Source organism: Klebsiella sp. MISC125, from assembly GCF_051131775.1.
Lineage (GTDB): Bacteria > Pseudomonadota > Gammaproteobacteria > Enterobacterales > Enterobacteriaceae > Klebsiella.
In genome coordinates, this window is sequence record NZ_CP180448.1 from 3,047,866 (window position 1) to 3,063,970 (window position 16,105).

General features: G+C 53.5%; 15 protein-coding genes and 1 riboswitch. Of the genes, 2 read left to right on the plus strand and 13 right to left on the minus strand.

Annotation, left to right across the window (positions count from 1 at the left end):
• Positions 1 to 47: 47 nt before the first annotated feature.
• Positions 48 to 149, minus strand: a riboswitch (TPP riboswitch).
• 142 nt (positions 150 to 291) lie between these two features.
• From ACMYSL_RS14435 to ACMYSL_RS14445, 3 genes are all read right to left on the minus strand, one after another.
• The gene (locus ACMYSL_RS14435) at positions 292 to 1,464 is read right to left on the minus strand and encodes a Gfo/Idh/MocA family protein (protein WP_434663734.1); all 1,173 of its coding nucleotides are present in this window, start codon (positions 1,462 to 1,464) and stop codon (positions 292 to 294) included.
• 15 nt (positions 1,465 to 1,479) lie between these two features.
• Positions 1,480 to 2,403 carry a TIM barrel protein gene (locus tag ACMYSL_RS14440; protein WP_434663737.1) on the minus strand — a complete coding sequence of 308 codons (924 nt, stop codon included), beginning with the start codon at positions 2,401 to 2,403 and terminating at the stop codon, positions 1,480 to 1,482.
• Positions 2,404 to 2,597: 194 nt separating this feature from the next.
• Positions 2,598 to 3,632 (minus strand): LacI family DNA-binding transcriptional regulator, encoded by a 1,035-nt coding sequence (locus ACMYSL_RS14445; RefSeq protein WP_434663740.1) that lies wholly within the window; start codon positions 3,630 to 3,632, stop codon positions 2,598 to 2,600.
• A 374-nt stretch (positions 3,633 to 4,006) separates the two neighbouring features.
• Between ACMYSL_RS14445 and ACMYSL_RS14450 the strand changes: the two genes are divergently transcribed.
• Both ACMYSL_RS14450 and ACMYSL_RS14455 read left to right on the plus strand, forming a co-directional pair.
• Entirely contained in the window at positions 4,007 to 5,245 is a 1,239-nt protein-coding gene (locus ACMYSL_RS14450) for a diguanylate cyclase (protein WP_434663742.1), read from the plus strand.
• A gap of 69 nt (positions 5,246 to 5,314) precedes the next feature.
• Entirely contained in the window at positions 5,315 to 6,439 is a 1,125-nt protein-coding gene (locus tag ACMYSL_RS14455) for an alpha/beta hydrolase (protein WP_434663745.1), read from the plus strand.
• Positions 6,440 to 6,502: 63 nt separating this feature from the next.
• Here ACMYSL_RS14455 and ykgR read toward each other — a convergent pair whose 3' ends face one another.
• From ykgR to ACMYSL_RS14505, 10 genes are all read right to left on the minus strand, one after another.
• A complete protein-coding gene (gene ykgR / locus ACMYSL_RS14460; RefSeq protein WP_434663747.1) occupies positions 6,503 to 6,604 on the minus strand; it encodes a small membrane protein YkgR in 102 nt (33 codons plus the stop codon).
• Between the two features lie 102 nt (positions 6,605 to 6,706).
• The gene (locus tag ACMYSL_RS14465) at positions 6,707 to 7,339 is read right to left on the minus strand and encodes an NrsF family protein (protein ID WP_434663750.1); all 633 of its coding nucleotides are present in this window, start codon (positions 7,337 to 7,339) and stop codon (positions 6,707 to 6,709) included.
• A complete protein-coding gene (locus ACMYSL_RS14470; protein WP_434663753.1) occupies positions 7,326 to 7,883 on the minus strand; it encodes a sigma-70 family RNA polymerase sigma factor in 558 nt (185 codons plus the stop codon). The genes ACMYSL_RS14465 and ACMYSL_RS14470 overlap by 14 nt, the downstream gene beginning before the upstream one ends.
• A gap of 13 nt (positions 7,884 to 7,896) precedes the next feature.
• Positions 7,897 to 9,132 carry a protein-disulfide reductase DsbD family protein gene (locus ACMYSL_RS14475; protein WP_434663755.1) on the minus strand — a complete coding sequence of 412 codons (1,236 nt, stop codon included), beginning with the start codon at positions 9,130 to 9,132 and terminating at the stop codon, positions 7,897 to 7,899.
• Positions 9,133 to 9,147: 15 nt separating this feature from the next.
• Entirely contained in the window at positions 9,148 to 9,714 is a 567-nt protein-coding gene (locus tag ACMYSL_RS14480; RefSeq protein WP_434663758.1) for a peroxiredoxin, read from the minus strand.
• 97 nt (positions 9,715 to 9,811) lie between these two features.
• Positions 9,812 to 10,429, minus strand: a complete 618-nt coding sequence (locus ACMYSL_RS14485) for a TetR/AcrR family transcriptional regulator (RefSeq protein ID WP_434663761.1) — start codon at positions 10,427 to 10,429, stop codon at positions 9,812 to 9,814.
• A gap of 11 nt (positions 10,430 to 10,440) precedes the next feature.
• A complete protein-coding gene (locus ACMYSL_RS14490; protein ID WP_434663764.1) occupies positions 10,441 to 13,548 on the minus strand; it encodes a multidrug efflux RND transporter permease subunit in 3,108 nt (1,035 codons plus the stop codon).
• Between the two features lie 15 nt (positions 13,549 to 13,563).
• Entirely contained in the window at positions 13,564 to 14,001 is a 438-nt protein-coding gene (locus ACMYSL_RS14495) for a hypothetical protein (protein ID WP_434663766.1), read from the minus strand.
• Between the two features lie 125 nt (positions 14,002 to 14,126).
• Positions 14,127 to 14,579, minus strand: coding sequence for a nuclear transport factor 2 family protein (locus ACMYSL_RS14500; protein ID WP_182238719.1), 453 nt, complete (start codon positions 14,577 to 14,579; stop codon positions 14,127 to 14,129).
• Between the two features lie 54 nt (positions 14,580 to 14,633).
• On the minus strand, positions 14,634 to 15,956 hold the full coding sequence (locus ACMYSL_RS14505; protein ID WP_434664085.1) for a glycoside hydrolase family 10 protein: 1,323 nt from the start codon (positions 15,954 to 15,956) through the stop codon (positions 14,634 to 14,636).
• Positions 15,957 to 16,105 lie beyond the last annotated feature (149 nt).

Here is a 16,105-nt window from a genome sequence, read left to right on the forward strand (position 1 = left end):
GGAGATCCGGGCGTGCTGAAGTGTGAACAGGCAATGGCGCAAAACTGGCGGAAATGCCAACCCGTCCCTTCGCTGGCATGACCCAGATCAGGTTCAAAGGGTTCGGCTTACGCCATCTCAGCCCTCACGGGACACCCCTCGGTTTGGCCAATGTTATACGACATTCGCTTTTTGATTACAATGCTTTGAATTTGGCGAATTCAAGTGACATTGTCACGTTTTAATTTGCCGGGTGGCGGCGAGCCGCCTTACCCGGCCTACGGTCGGATTGCCGCCGTTGCCGGCTCGATATTAACGAAACTCAACCCAGCTGGCGCCGTTATCTGCTGAACGCACGCAGTTCTCCACCCAATGCACGCCGAGCGCACCGGCATTCGCATCCGGATACCAGAAGTTTTCCAGCAGCGCGGCGTCGCGGCGATCGGTCGCATCCATGGCGATAGCGAAGCGCCGATATAGGTTTGACCAGGCCTCAAACAGCCCTTCGGGATGACCGCCGCCGATCCTGTCATCCTGCAAGGCTAGCGGATCGAGATAGGCCATCCCGCGTTCCAGAATTCGCACCGGCTCGCCCTGGATTTCATAGCGCAGCTGGTTTGGCTGTTCATCCCACCACTCCAGGCTGGCTTTTTCACCGACGATACGTACTTTCTGCCCGTGCATTGAACCGCTGTTGACCGCCGAGCACCACATCGAGCCGATCGCGCCGTTGTCGTATTCCATCAGCACATGGGCGTTATCCTCCAGCGGGGCGCGGCTTTTGACAAAGCTCTGGCGAGAGCACATCAGACGTGTGATGTTGAGCTTCGGGGCCATGGTTTCTGCCAGAAACAGCGGATGCGTGGCCAGGTCGCCCAGGACATAGCTGGGACCGACAAATTTCGGATCAACGCGCCAGCGGGTACTGGGGTTTTCCTGCTCTACCGGTTGATTGTGGAAACCGTGTGCGAACTGCATGTTGACGATACGGATCTCGCCCAGCAGCCCTTGTTCAATCATCTTTCGGGCCTGCAAAATCAGCTGATGCCCGGCGTAGCCATAGGTGACGCCAATGATTTTGTGCTGCTTCTCACTAAGGGCCACCAGCGCATCGGCCTCTTCGCCAGTAAAGCACAGCGGTTTTTCGCAGACTACATGCAGCCCGGCTTCCAGCGCCGCCCGGCAAATCTCGTAATGAGTGTTGTTCGGCGTAGCGATGGAAACAGCTTCAATGCCGTCTTCTCGCGCCGCTTCTTCACGAAACAGGGTTTTATAGTCGGGATAGCAACGTTCAGCGCTCACCCCCAACTGCTGACCAAATTCTCGCCCGCGTTCGGCATCAATATCGAATGCGCCTGCCAGCAGGGTAAACGCACCGTCGCGCAGCGCCGCAGAGCGGTGAATATAGCCAATCTGGCTGCTTCCACCGCCGCCAACCATGCCCCAGCGTAACGACCTGCCTACAGGTTTTGTACCGTTAATCATGTGGTTATCTCCTGATTAAAATCCGACGGAGCGCAGGTAGCGCAGGCTTTCCGTGACCGCCTGCAAACTGCCTTCAACGTTGCGCGGGTCACGTTCTTGTTCGATGGTTATCCAGCCCTGATAGCCGCGCTTATCCAGAAACGCGCGAACCGCCGGATAATCAATAGCGCCGCTGCCAAGCGGGCACATCACACCTTCCGCGCAGGCGGCGAAGAAGTCGATACCGCGGGAAATCACGCTATCGAACACTTCCGGGTCGACATCTTTAAAGTGCAGGTAGTCGAGCCGGTCAAAGTGGCGATCCAACCAGCTAATCGGGTCCATACCCGAGTAGTAGAGATGACCGGTATCAAGGCATAGCCCGGCAACGTCGTGCGGGATTTGCGTTGCCAGCAGGTCTATTTCATCGGCAAATTCGATACAGCCGCCTGCGTGAGGGTGGATAACCGGGCGAACGCCGTACTCCTGCCACGCCAGTTTGCTGATGGTGACAATGTGGCTAATCATCCGCTTCCAGTCGGTGGGGGAAAGCCGTGGTGCCAGGTCGCTGCGTCCGGCGTATTTGGCCCGTTGCGGATTACCGAAATCAATGATCACCAGGTAGGGCGGCTGGAACGAGTTTCCGGGCGTTTTTTCCGCCGTTGGAACCTGCGACAGATTGCGGCAGAGGTTGTGCGTCAGTTCGGCAATGTTCGGGAAGTTTTCTTCGCTGACCAGATCGTCAAAGATCGTTCCGGCTACCAGCGACAGCCCCTGTTTATTCAGCGCCGCGCTAAGTTCATCAGCCTGAGTCGGCAGGTAGCTCCATGGCCCCAGTTCGATACTTTTGTAGCCCGCGGTCGCCGCTTCCTGCAGCACCTGTGACCAGGGTGGCAGATAGGGGTTTTTGGGATCATCGACGCCCCAGCTACATGGCGCATTGGCAATATGTATGGTCATGATGGATTCCTTTGCAGATTGAGGAGAAAACATGACCAGTATTGAATGAATATTTCAAAATCAACAATGATGAAATTTAAATTCTTTGATGTGATTCAAGATTTATTTTGATAGTTAAATTGATGGTTTTTTATCAAAATTAGGCGCGAGAAGGCGCGCAGAGAAAGTGCGCGCGTTGCGGGTAACGCAGGAAATCAGAGATTTTCTTTGGTGAGCAGATCGAAAGGTTGTAGCGCGGCGGTAAACGTCGCCTGCGACTGGCTGGTTGCCTGCACAAACTCGCGTATCGTCGCAGCGGCAAATTCGCTCAGCCGATGCGCAATCATCAAATCAATGGTGCCGTCGATTAACGCCAGCTCGCCGTTCTCCACGGGACCATGGCAAATCAGCGTGACCTGATGCTGGCGCTGATGGGCATGCAGCGCGGAGATGATACCCTCAACGCCGCCGCAGGGCGCGTAAATCGCCGTCAGTGAAGGGTATTGTTGCAACATTTTGTCCGTTACCTGATGGGCAATATCAGTCCTTTCATGACAGCGTACCGGCTCCAGCACCCAATCACCTTTACCGTGTTCACGCAGGTAAGAGCGGAAGCTAATTTCACAGTTTTCCTGACAGATAAACCGGTTATCGCCGACGATAATGCCGATTTCCCCTTCGTTGTGGCACAGTCTGTCAACCGCCCAGCCTGCAGTGCGGCCCGCTTTCTGATTATCGAGGCCGATGTAGCCGCTGCGATGCGCGACGGCCATGTCGGAGAGCAGAGTGAATACGCGCACGCCTTTATCGGCGGCCTGAGCGACGGCGTGGCGGATAAGTGGGTTATCCAGCGCCACAATGCCAATGACATCAACTTCATCGCTCAGGCGAGCGATACCAGCGACCATCTCGTCGATAGCATTAATATCATAATGCAGAAAAACGGGAGCCTGATTTGGGGCATGCCAGGGCATCGCCGCCAGCTCGAGCGCTTGCGCCAGCTGAGAATAAAAAGAGTGCGATTGCTGCAGCAGGATAAATCCCATTCTGAGAGGAACTGCCGACTGACCGGCGGCCAGCCGATAGTGCGATTGCTCCAGGGCAAACCCTAAGCGACGCGCGGATTCAAGCACTTTGCGTTCCGTACTTTCTTTGACCGGGGTTCGCTTGTTAAGCACTCTGTCCACCGTCGCAATGCCGACTCTGGCATCTCTGGCAATGTCGGTCATGGTCACTTTCTTCGCAGACATAAATGTCACTCCTTATCCATTAATGATAAAAATCTATCATTATTTGGAACGATAAAAAGCGAAGAGACTCTGATTTCAGGAAAAGAGAGCTGACACGACATTGTTTTAATGCATATTTCTTCTTAAAAAGATACTACCAGATCCGTGTTTCTTGCTTATCCTCTTGAAATTAAGAAAAATCTCATTTTTATTTCAAATGAAATGCCATCCTGCTATCACAAACGGTCTTTTGATTGGCAAAACGGACTATACTTGGCAATCTTCCGGCAATACGTTCAAAAATATATTAATTATTGTTAATTTTACGCTCAATGCATTACCTGCTCATATGATGTGGTTGTTGAAGTGGAAGGTTTGGAAGGGCGGAGGTTTGTATGCTATTAAAAGAACTTGTTATTTTTGACTTATTAAGCACCCCCGTTTGGGTAGTCCATCCTTTCAATGAAAATATCATCTTCGCCAACCAGGCATCTAAGACGCTGTGCGGCAATATGACCCTCGCTCAAATGCGCAAAGGGACCTTCTCGACCAGCCCGGAAACCGCGCTACAGCACTATTTGCGCTACTTGCAGAATATTACCGAAGTCTATGAAATATGGACCATTGAAACCGCTGAGGGACTGGCCTCTATCAGCTGTAAAACGACCCTGATTACATTAGAGGAGCAGGGAGCCTTAATTCTCTTTGAGGCGGTAAAACTGCTGCCGCAGAATAGATCGGTTAATACAGCCTCTCGTTCTTATCAACGGCGTAATAATGGTTTCTTTGCCCGCTTTTTTATGACTAACTCGGCACCGATGCTATTAATCGACCCCAATAAAGATGGACGAATTGTTGATGCTAATATTGCGGCGCTGCGTTTTTATAACTACTCCTCTGAAGAAATTCGGACCCGGCATACCTGGCAGATAAATACCCTCGGTCGCGACGTCCTGCCGATCATGCATAACGTGGTGAGTTTACCCGGGGGACATAAACCGCTTAATTTTACCCACATACTTTCCGATGGCGCGATACGGCATGTTCAGGTCTATGCTGGACCGGTGATTTTATACAACGTGCGCCTGATGCTGTGCATTATTCATGATATCACCGAAGAAGTGCATTTAAAGAAAGAGCTGGAGTTCTCCGCCTCACACGACTCGCTCACCGGACTGCTTAATCGTCGCGAATTTTACCGCGTCGTGGAGTCGCCTTCGTTTAAACCGGAAGGATTTTGCCTGTTACTGGTGGATATCGACCATTTCAAGTTGATCAATGACGATTACGGGCACCAGAAGGGTGATGAAGTTCTGCTGGCAATTTCCGCTCTCCTGGCCGCTGCCGGGGGCATCGACGATAAAATTTATCGTTGGGGCGGTGAGGAGTTTTTACTGTTCCTGCCAAATGCTTCGCTGGAAACGGCGCTGGAGATGGCGGAGAAAATTCGCTATGCCATCAGCGAACATCATACGCCGGACCTGCTGGTACCTGTTACGGTCAGTATTGGCGTTGCGGAACATCAGCATGGCGAAGAGATAGATCAGTTGTTTAATCGCGTTGATAAAGCGTTATATGCGGCTAAAAAAGCGGGGCGTAATAAAGTTCAGCTACACCTGATTGAGAAGTGCTAGCTTCATTGACCTGATATTCAAGCGTAAGGGTCTACAATAAGTGCATCACAAAGACAGGAACAGGATGTCATGACTTATTCAATCTCAAAGAAACTTCTTACTGCGACCTCAGCGCTACTGCTTCTTTCAATGAGCTCTCTACCGGTTATTGCGGATGTGATTTCTCCACTCAGTGAAGAGCACGGATTAAGCGAAGCCGCGAAACAGTATCTCCTGCATTATCCTTCCCATAGCGGCGTTGATGGCAAAACCGTGCGCGAAGATACTGCCGCCGTATTTATTCCTTTCGGCACAACCCCGGAAGGCGGATGGCCAGTGGTTGTCTGGGCCCACGGCACCGTTGGTGTTGCTAATCACTGTGCGCCTTCGTTAAACCCGCGTAGCGATCGCGATAAGCAGTATTTGAATACGTGGCTGTCGTTAGGCTATGCGGTGGTTGCCCCGGATTATGCCGGACTGGGTTCTTCGGGTTTACACCATTATCTTAATGCTCGTGGTGAAGCCTGGAGTGTTCTGGATGGAATTCGCGCGGCGCTGAAACAATTTCCGCTTAAGAATGAGCTTATTCTGGTAGGACAGTCCCAGGGCGCACATGCCGCGTTCGCCAGTGCGGGATATCAGCCTGAATATGCGCCAGAGCTGAATATTCGCGCAACGGTGTTGACCGGTACGCCTTATTTTGAAAAAGGGACCACCGCTGCTGACATCCTTCCGCCTGCGGGTGGCAAAGTCCAGACCGGTGGCGATCCGAAAATTCCCTATATCTTCTATATCTATCTTTCAGCCGCCGATGCTAATCCGCAGCTAAATCCCGCCGACTATTTCCAGGCGAAAGCGCTGCCGCTGCTTAAAGAGGCGACCAACCTGTGTATTACGCCATTAAACGATGAAGTGATGAAGGCAGGACTTAATGCCGGCAATTCTCTCAAGCCGGGTATCGATTCGCTGCTCAGCGCCAGCGTAGGCACGATGCTCTATCCAACATTGAGAATCGATCATCCGGTATTTATTGGCATGGGTAGCGTTGATGTGAATGTGCCAACGGCGATGCAAAAACGTTTTGCTGATGCGGTGATAAGCGCGGGAACGCAAGCGGACGTGCATATCTACGAAGGACTGGATCATAGCGGTACGGTTAACCCGTCTTTACGCGACTCGGTGCCGTTTTTGATTAAGACGTTAAATAACCAGTAGCAGTAGGCATAATTCTGTGAGCCGCCCGAACGGATGGGCGGTTCAACACAGGTATAGCGTAGATTACCAGTACTTAGGAATTAAGTAGCCATACATCACGACCGCGATAACAATCATCACCGTAATAATCGCCCAGTCTGCTTTTAGTGATTTTACTGCGTTCATAAGCTTCTCTCTTCAATGAAATAACTTTTCCAGGTTACCCCCCTTGCCGATGCTGAATAGTGATAAAGATCACATAGTGAAATTTGTCGTACAAATCAATAATCACTCGCCAACGCCCACCCAACGCCTACCGACCAGAATTGTCAGCGCCATGATTGCGACTATGGCGGCCAGGTGCATCACGAAATCCAGGGCGTGCAGATGTACCGGGTGACAAAAGGCCAGCAGGCTCACCGCCAGGCTGGCGATCCCCAATCCCGCCATCGCCAGGCTGCGCACCGGGTTAAGCGCGCGGGTACGCCGCAGGCTGGCAATCATCAGTACTATCATCGGCGAACTTACTGCCAACAGAAAGGTAAAGCAGCTAATGCTGTCGTTATCGTGCATCACTGGCGTATCACCGGGAATACTGCGCAGGCTTAACCCGAGCCACATCAACCCGATGGGCAGCAATGCTTTCCAACTTAGCGCCTGCCGCCCGGCAATACTCATAGTGAAAGCGCTGCGGATGGCCAGCGTCCCGAGTAAAAAGGCCAACAGTAGCTGCGCGACAGCCCATATGGCCCCCGGCTGTGACCAATCGGTTAACCCTCGCGGTAGCAAGTAACTTACAGCGATAGCGCAGGGCAGCGCCACCGCCAGCCAGCCGAAGACCCGTTTGTCTGTTGGCCACGGACGCTTTATCGGCTGCATCTCGCGGCTGAGTTTTTCAATCAACACATTATGATCGGTCATGATGGGCTCCAAAACGGCGCAGATTCTTCAGCGCCCGATGCAGTAGCGACTTCACCGCCGCAACGCTTAGATTGTTATGCTCGGCGGCTTCCGTCAGGCTCATTTCTCGCAGATGCACGTGTTCGACGATTTCACGCTGGCGATCGGGCAGCTGGCGCAAATAATCCGCCAGCTCCTCCTGGGTATCCTGATTTTGCCCTTGCGGCGTGGAGGGAACGTCCGGCAGAGTCTCTTCGTTAATTTCCCAGTGCTGACGACGACCGCGCCGCCGAAGCGTATCAATCACGCGCGCTGAGATAATCGCCATCAGCCAGGGCAGAAAGGGAAATGCCGGATCGTAGGTATGGCGAACCCGATGTACCGTCAGCAGGACATCCTGAATCACATCCTCGACTAGCGTATCGTCGCTGATTTGTTTACGTATTTGCGAACGGATCACCGGCACCAGCGCTTTTAACAGCCGGGTGTAGGCGAGCCTGTCGCCCGCCTGCGCCCGTTCCATTAGCGCGGGCCAGCTTTCACGCGCGCTATCGTTTGTTTGCATAATCCGCCTTGTGCTATGACGCTTTTTTACCGGCAGCCTGATTAAGTGCGTTGACCACAATGCCAGGGGTAAGAACCTGCGGCAGCACCTTCGGTGGGCTACCGTCCGCCGGATAAACCACGTATAACGGCAGGCCGCCCTGGCCGAACTGGTTGAGCGCGTCATCGACATCGGGGTTAAATTTTGTGGAGTCAGCCACCATATACAGGGTCCCGGTTTTTGCCAGCGCCTCTTTAACTGCCTGGGTGGAGAGCGACGTTTTTTCATTGACCTGACAAGTGATACACCAGGAAGCGGTAAAGTTAACGAAGATGGGTTTTCCCTGTCCTCGCTGTTGCGCGACGGTTTGCGGCGTCCACTTCTGCGCGGTCACGTCGGCAGTTTGAGCCTCAGCGGGCGGCGTGCCTTCGGCTTTCATGACCCCCTGAAGCGGGACAATAACCGCAGCCACCAGAACCGCGGTGACCGTAAACAGCACCTTGTGACCTTTGCCGTGAAAACGACGCTGCTGGGCGATGCCGTACAGCCACGCGGCAAAACTTAGCACGACGGAGGCCGCAAGTAATGCCGCCAGCGCGCTGCTTCCGGCCTGCTGTGCTAGCACCCAGACCAGCCAGGCGTAAGCGCCGAACATCGGAAACGCCAGCACGCGCTTAAGAATATCCATCCAGACGCCGGGACGCGGCAACACTTTTGCCAGCGCCGGGAACAGTGAGATGAGAGTAAACGGTGCCGCAAAACCCAGCGCCAGGGCCAGAAAAACCGTCAGCGCCACTGCAGGCGGCTGAACTAAAGCGTAGCCAATGGCGCTGGCCATAAAGGGGGCGGCGCAGGGCGTTGCGACGACTATAGCCAATGCGCCAGTCAGCGCGGAACGCATAAATTCGCCTCGGTTAATATTCAGCGCCCCGACGCGCTGCGCGGCTAAGCCCACTTCAAATACGCCAAGCAAATTGAGCGCCGCGGTCAGAATAATCAACGACAATAGGGCGATAACCAGCGGTGATTGCAGCTGAAAACCCCAGCCAACCGCAGTACCACCGGCTCGCACCGCCAGCAGAATGCCTGCCAGCGCCATCATGGTTATCACCACTCCGAGCAAAAATGCGAGTCCTTCGCGCCGTGCGCTGGCGGCATTATCTGAGTGACGCAGCAAACCCAGCGCTTTCAGCGAGACGACCGGAAATACGCAGGGCATAAAGTTGAGGATGATGCCGCCAATAAAGGCGGCCAGCATGGCAGTTAACATCGCTGGCCTCTGTGCTTAGTGGGTTTGCGGGTGAGATGCGTCGTACTGCTTAACGGCAGCCAGGGTTTTCTCAATATGCGTTTCCGGGTTTCTATCAGTGTAACTCAGTAAGATGTTGCCATCTGGCGCAATCACGTAAGAGGTACGGTCGGAAAGCGTTTTGCCTTTCATCTCCATCAGCGTTTGATACTGCGCCGCGACCTTGGCACCTGGGTCGGCTGCCACGGTGAATTTATCCCGACACTCTAGTTTGGAGAAATCGCTCACCTGATCGGTGTTGCCTGCGGTGACACCAACGACCGTCGCGCCCATTTTGTTGAAATCATCGGTGGCTTCAGCAAAATCATGCGCTTCGATGGTACAGCCTGCGCTAAAGGCCGCCGGGAAGAAGTAGAGCACCACGGGACCTTTTTGCAACGCGTCTTTAAGTGAGAATGTCAGCGATTTACCGGCCAGCGCACCCTGCAGCTCGAAGTCAGGGGCTTTAGCTCCTACTGGCAGCGCCGCGCTGGCGTTGAATGCAGGTAACGCCAGCGCGGCGGCGAGGGTCAGGGTAGACACGAGGGTTTTTATTGATTTCATTATCAGCTCCTGCGATGGATGGACAATCTGGGTTTTGGTCAACTCAGTTATTCAATTCGCAGGAGCAGGCAGAAAAGTTGCGCTTAGATGAAAAAATTTACGATTTATATTCCCAGGCCGAGAGAAAGACGTTAATCGCACACTCCGCAAGCTGGTCCAGCTTCTCTGGCTCCACCGCTTTTTGCGCAATTAACGCTCCCGGGAGCAGATAGCCCATAATTGCGCCGAGAAACGCGGTAGCCTGGAGGTTCGGGTCGCTTATATTCAGCATGCCCTGGTCGCGTTTTTGCGTCAGTATTTCGCTTAACGCCTGTAATACGCGACCTGAAGGTCTTTGTTCGAGAGTGAGGTACAGCTCAGGTTTCTGCACCAGCACCTGGATCAGTAAGCGCTGAAAATGGATATTTTCCGGCGTATAAAAGTGTTGCTGTACGACTTTCGCGAAACCGCGCAGCAGCGCCGGGAGATCCTGCTGACTTTCCTGTAAGAGCTGGCGCAAGGGTGGCTGCATTTTATCATTGAGAAACTCAAAAGTTTCCAGCAGCAGCGCGTCTTTACCACCGGGGAAATGGCTGTACAGCGTCGGTCGCGAAGTTCCCGCTTCGGCGGCGATAGTGTCCAGAGATACATCAAGCCCGTGCTGAAGAAACAGTTCGCGGGCAGTTTGTAAAATGCGGGGGCGGGCTTTCATTGGCCGCCCGCGTTGATTCGCCATCGATTCAATCCTTACGGTTTGCGTCTTTTCAGTTGCACGATCCCTTGCTGAACCAGCAAGAAAAATAGTGGGACGAAAAGCAACGTCAGCAGGGTCCCGGTGAGCATACCGCCGATCACCGCAGTCCCTATCTCTTTTTGGCTGGAAGCGCCTGCACCGGTAGAGAGTACCAGAGGGATAACACCGACAACAAATGCGAGTGAAGTCATGACGATAGGGCGCAATCGCAATCGCGCGCCTTCCAGGGCCGCTTCAGCCAGCGTTTTTCCTTGTCGGAACTGCGTCAGGGCGAACTCCACGATGAGGATCGCATTTTTGGCGGAGAGCCCCATGGTGGTCAGCATGCCGACCTGAAAGTAGATGTCGTTTTCGAACCCGACCAGCCTTGATGCGCCCACGGCCCCCAAAATACCAAGAGGGATGATCAGCATCACGGAGATCGGAATAGACCAGCTTTCATACAGCGCAGCCAGGCATAAAAACACGAATGCCAGCGACGCCAGATATACCCATAGCGTTTGCGTGGATGATGCCTGTTCCTGAAAGGAGAGGCCGCTCCATTGTATGTCGAAGCCGTCAAGAGCGCCCGCTAGTCCGCTTATCTCCGTCATTGCCTTGCCAGAACTGAAGCCCGGGGCCGCGCCGCCCTGAAACTGAACGGCGGATAAACCGTTAAAGCGCTGCAACATCTGCGGCCCGGTGGTCCAACGTGATGAGGCGAAACTGTCGAAAGAGGCCATATTGCCGCTGCTACCGCGCACAAACCAGGTGGATAAGTGTTCTGGCGCTGAACGCCACTGCGCATCACCCTGCATATAGACGCGTTTAACGCGCCCGCGATCGATAAAGTCATTGATGTAAACCCCGCCCCAGGCCGCGGAGAGCGTACTGTTGATATCGACCTGATCCAGACTTTGCGCCAGCGCTTTTTGTCGGTCGACATCCACCTGTAGCTGGGCTTTTTCTTCGAGGCTGTTGATTCGCACGGCGTTCAGATTAGGATTTTCTCTGGCCGCGTTAAGCAGAGCGGTTTGCGCTTCGGTAAGGGCGCGATAGCCATTTCCCGCGCTATCCTGCAACCACAGTTCAAAACCGCTGGATTGCCCAAGACCGCGAACCGTAGGCGGAGATGTGATGCTGATGGTGGCAATCCGGGATGTTTGATTAAAGTGCTGGTTTGCCCGCGAGATAATGGCCTGCGCGCTATTGAACGCGCCGGGACGGTCATCCCAGTGTTTTAATTCAGCAAAAGCCATCCCCACATTTTGCCCGCTGCCGGCGTTATTTCTCCCTGTCACCATAAAGATAACATTCAGGTTGTTGGCCTCCTCAGTCATAAAATAGCGCGTAATCTCAGCACCCACCTCTTCGGTCATCGACATCGGCGAGCCCGAAGGAAGGGTAAACTGAACCATCACCGCGCCCTGATCTTCCTCGGGGAGAAACCCTGTCGCGAGCTTCTGATATTGCCAGAGCATCAATAGCGACAGCATCAAAGCCAGCAGCGCAAAACGAAAAGGGCGACCGGCTATTTGCCGAAGCAGAGCAAGGTAGCGATTCTGGCTTAACTCAACGCCACGATTGAAACAGGTGAAAAATATCCCTTTTTTAACGTGCCCGGGCCATAGCAGATGGGCGCACAGCGTTGGCGTCAGGGTCAGGGCGACCAGCGCAGAGAGCGCCATTGCGGAGACAATGGTCACGGTGAACTGGCGATAAATAATCCCCACCGATCCGCCAAAGAATGCCATCGGAATAAAAACGGCGGAAAGAACTAACGCGATACCGATGATCGCGCCGGTTATCTCCTGCATGGAGCGCAGAGTCGCCTCCAGCGGCGTGAGTTCTTCCTCCGCCATTAAGCGCTCTACGTTCTCCACTACTACGATCGCATCATCAACCAGCAAGCCGATCGCCAGAACCATTGCAAACAGCGTCAGGGTGTTGATGTTGTAGCCCAACAGGCTAAGAATGCCGAAGGTCCCCAACAGGACAACCGGAACCGTGAGCGTTGGGATCAGCGTCGCCCGCCAGCTCTGGAGAAAGAGATACATCACGGCCACCACAAAAAGAATCGCTTCAATCAGCGTATGCACCACGCTTTCGATCGAGACCGTCACAAACGGCGTGCTGTCTCGCGGGTAAGCGGCGATAACGCCTTGTGGGAAGCGCGGCGTTAAACGCTCTACCTCTGTCCGGACTTTCTCCGCTGTTTCCAGCGCGTTGGCGCCGGATGCTAACTGAATGGAGATCCCGGCGGCAGGAAAACCGTTAAGCGTCGTTTGGTTCTGATAGTTTTCAGCACCAATCTCAACGCGCGCAACGTCGCGCAAGTAAATCACGGAGCCGTCGCTGTTGGTGCGCAGAATGATGTTTTCAAATTGTTGTGGATGCTCAAGGCGTGATTGGGTCGTTACCGTCGCATTCAGATACTGCCCATTTAGCGTCGGAAGTGAACCGATTTCCCCGCTGGTAACTTGCGTATTCTGCGCTTCAACGGCGGCCTGTACATCGGAAGGCATCAGGTTATAGCTGGTGAGTTGCAGCGGATTTAACCAAATGCGCATGGCATACTGCGCGCCAAAAACAGTCGTCTCTCCGACGCCATCAACCCGGCTAAGTGGCTCCTGAAGAGTGCTAATAAGAAAGTCGCTGATATCAATACTGGTTAACTGATGACTTTCATCATACAGCGCGACCACCATCAGGCTGTCACCCTGCGATTTTGTCACCGTGATCCCTTGCTGTTGAACCTCCTGCGGTAAACGAGTCATCGCCTGATTGACGGCATTCTGCACCTGGACCTGCGCCATATCGGGATTGATATGTTGATCAAAACTGAGGCTGATCCGCGACTGTCCGGCTGAGCTGCTGCTGGAGGAGAAGTAAAGCAGGCCATCAATGCCTTTAATCTGCTGTTCAAGAACTTGCGTGACGCTGTCCTCGACGGTTTCAGCGGAGGCACCAGGATAGTTCGCCGTGACATTGACGCCCGGCGGGGCGATATCCGGGTATTGTTCGACGGGAAGCGTCAATAGCGCAAGGGTTCCGGCGGCCATAATACAAATGGCGATGACGGCGGCGAAAACGGGTCGGAAGATAAAAAAGCGGGCCAGCATCGCGATCACCTCGGATCAGTTAATGGGGTCTTGCAGGGCGAAAATAGGCGGCGGTTCAATAAGGCTGGAGTCGGGGCGTTGCCCTTGAAAAGGCGAAGAGGGTGCCGCCGGGCAGTTCAGCACATCGCAGGCTTTGGCAACGAGATATCGATGGATTTCAATGCATGACTTCGTGCGCTGATATTCACTCCAGAGATAGTCGTAGGTCTGGATGCTGAAAATATTCTGTTGTAACAGAACGCGCAGATCGTGTTGCCGTTTCTGCGCATATTCATAGATGAAGAGGGTGCGGCAAAGTTTAGCCTGTGCCGGATCCTGTTCGGGTGAGCACGCCTCCAGTAGATGCGCCTCGCTGGGAACTGGTTTCAGCAACGAGGCGCTTAACAAACATGGAAAAAGTGATAATCCAATGAAAAAAAACAGCTTTGCCCATTTTTTGCCGCTGAACATCATTTTCTCCCCGTTAATTTATTTACTTTACAGTAAAGTAAATAAATTGTTTAAACAAGCCCTCAATACGATCAAAGAGGCTAAGGGAAGAGGGAAGGCCAACGAGAGGTGCTCCGCTGGCTGGTGGGTCAAAACATGCTATTGCCGCTGGCGGTCTTTTCTGGAACGGTTTGGGTCACATCCCAGTGTTCGATGATTTTATGCTGCTCGTCGACGCGGAAAATATCGATGATTGCACGCGTGACGCCCGGTTCACGCCCGGTAACCTCGACGTGCAGGATCACGTGATCCCCGTCGACAAACGCCTGCTTAATTTCGCTGTGCGAGTCGGGATATTTGTTCTTCAGGAAAGCGATAAACTGCTGAAAACCCTCCTCGCCATCTTTCGCCATCGGGTTGTGTTGAATGTAACGATCGCCGAGGTAGGGCTTCGCGGCAGCAAAATCTTTGTCGTTTAACGCTTTGTTATAAAACTCAATAACGTTCTTTTTGTTTAACTGTTCACTTTCGCTATTGCCCGCAAAAGCAGCGGGCGACAGCGCGCAAAACAGAGACAGAGCAATGAGCGATTTCTTAAGCATAAAACCTCCAGCGATGGTTGTGGTATCAGGCATCTAGCCTGTCAGGTGAAGTAATCAACCGCCCCAACGGCTTTTCAGGTAGTTAACGGCCTGCTGGGTTTGTGGTTGATTCAGATAGTTCTCTCTGAACAAAATCGTGCCCTGAATTTGCGGCATTGATTCATTCAGATCAAGCTGCTTTTTCAGTTCAGGCACGCCGCCGCTGACCATCCAGTCGGGCTCGTTCTTTGACGGTTCGCCTACTTTGTAGAGCGCTACGCCGATGTAGAGACGGGTATTGGTGGGCTTCACCACGTCAGCCCACCACTTTGCCAGTACATCGTAGCGAGCCGCGTCGCGAGCGAAGGGCCAGTAAATTTGCGGGGCGATATAATCCAGCCAACCCTTCTGAACCCACAGGCGGGTATCGGCATAAGACTCATCGTAGGCCGCAGCGCCTCGGGTGTTGGAACCCGCCGGGTCGTGCGACAGATTGCGCCAGACGCCCGCCGGACTGACGCCGAATTCCACGTCGGGATTAAGCTGTTTGATGGTGCGGGAGACCTGTTCAATCAGCAGTTGGGTATTGTGCCGCCGCCAGTCTGCCTTCGAGGCAAAACCCTGGCCATACTGCTGGAATGTCCGGTTGTCGTTAAGCGCCGATCCAGGCGATTCAGTGTAGAAATAATCATCGAACTGTACGCCGTCAACCGGATAGCGTTCAACGACTTCAGCAACAATACTGGTTATCCAGTCACGCGCTTGCGGAATGCCCGGGTCAAGGACAAAGCGGTCTCCGGAGGTGCGGATCCATTCCGGGTGGAGGACATATACGCTGGCGGGAACCTGCGAAAGTGTGCTGTTAAGCTCAGTTACGGTTTTAGGACGGGTATTGACGGAGACGCGATAAGGATTAAACCACGCATGAACGCGCATTCCGCGCTTATGCGCTTCATCGAGCATAAATTTCAGCGGATCGTAGCCAGGATCCTGGCCAATTTTCCCGGTCAGCATGTCGGACCACGGCAAAATCTTTGATGGCCAGAGCGCGGTGCCGTCCGGTTTCACCTGGAAGAACACGGTATTGATCCCGAGATTTTTCAGATTATTCAGCTTGGCGATCAGCGCTTCCTGCTGCAGGCGAATGCGGCGACTGGCGTCGATGCCGCCGTTAACAGATTCCAGCGGCGGCCAGTCGAGGCGCGATACGGTCGTTAACCAGACGCCGCGCACCGGCTCATGGCTTTTGGGCAACGTTGGCTGCTTCGCTACGGGCGGTATCGGGGTGACCAGAGAAACAGGTGGCTTACTGGTACAGTGAGCCAGTAACAGAGCGGCGGCTATCACTACGCCGGATATTTTCAATTTAGTCAAAAGAGAGCTACGAGAGCGGATCATCATATTTGCCAGCTTTTCTGGTCGTCGTGCAAAAGAGTCATTTTCGTATTATTCGACATTAAGTCAATAGTTTAGCTGCATGTGTCACCGCGTAGACGTGTGAGTCGTAGAACGATAAATTTTTCCTCGCATCACGCAACTGTTTGCCA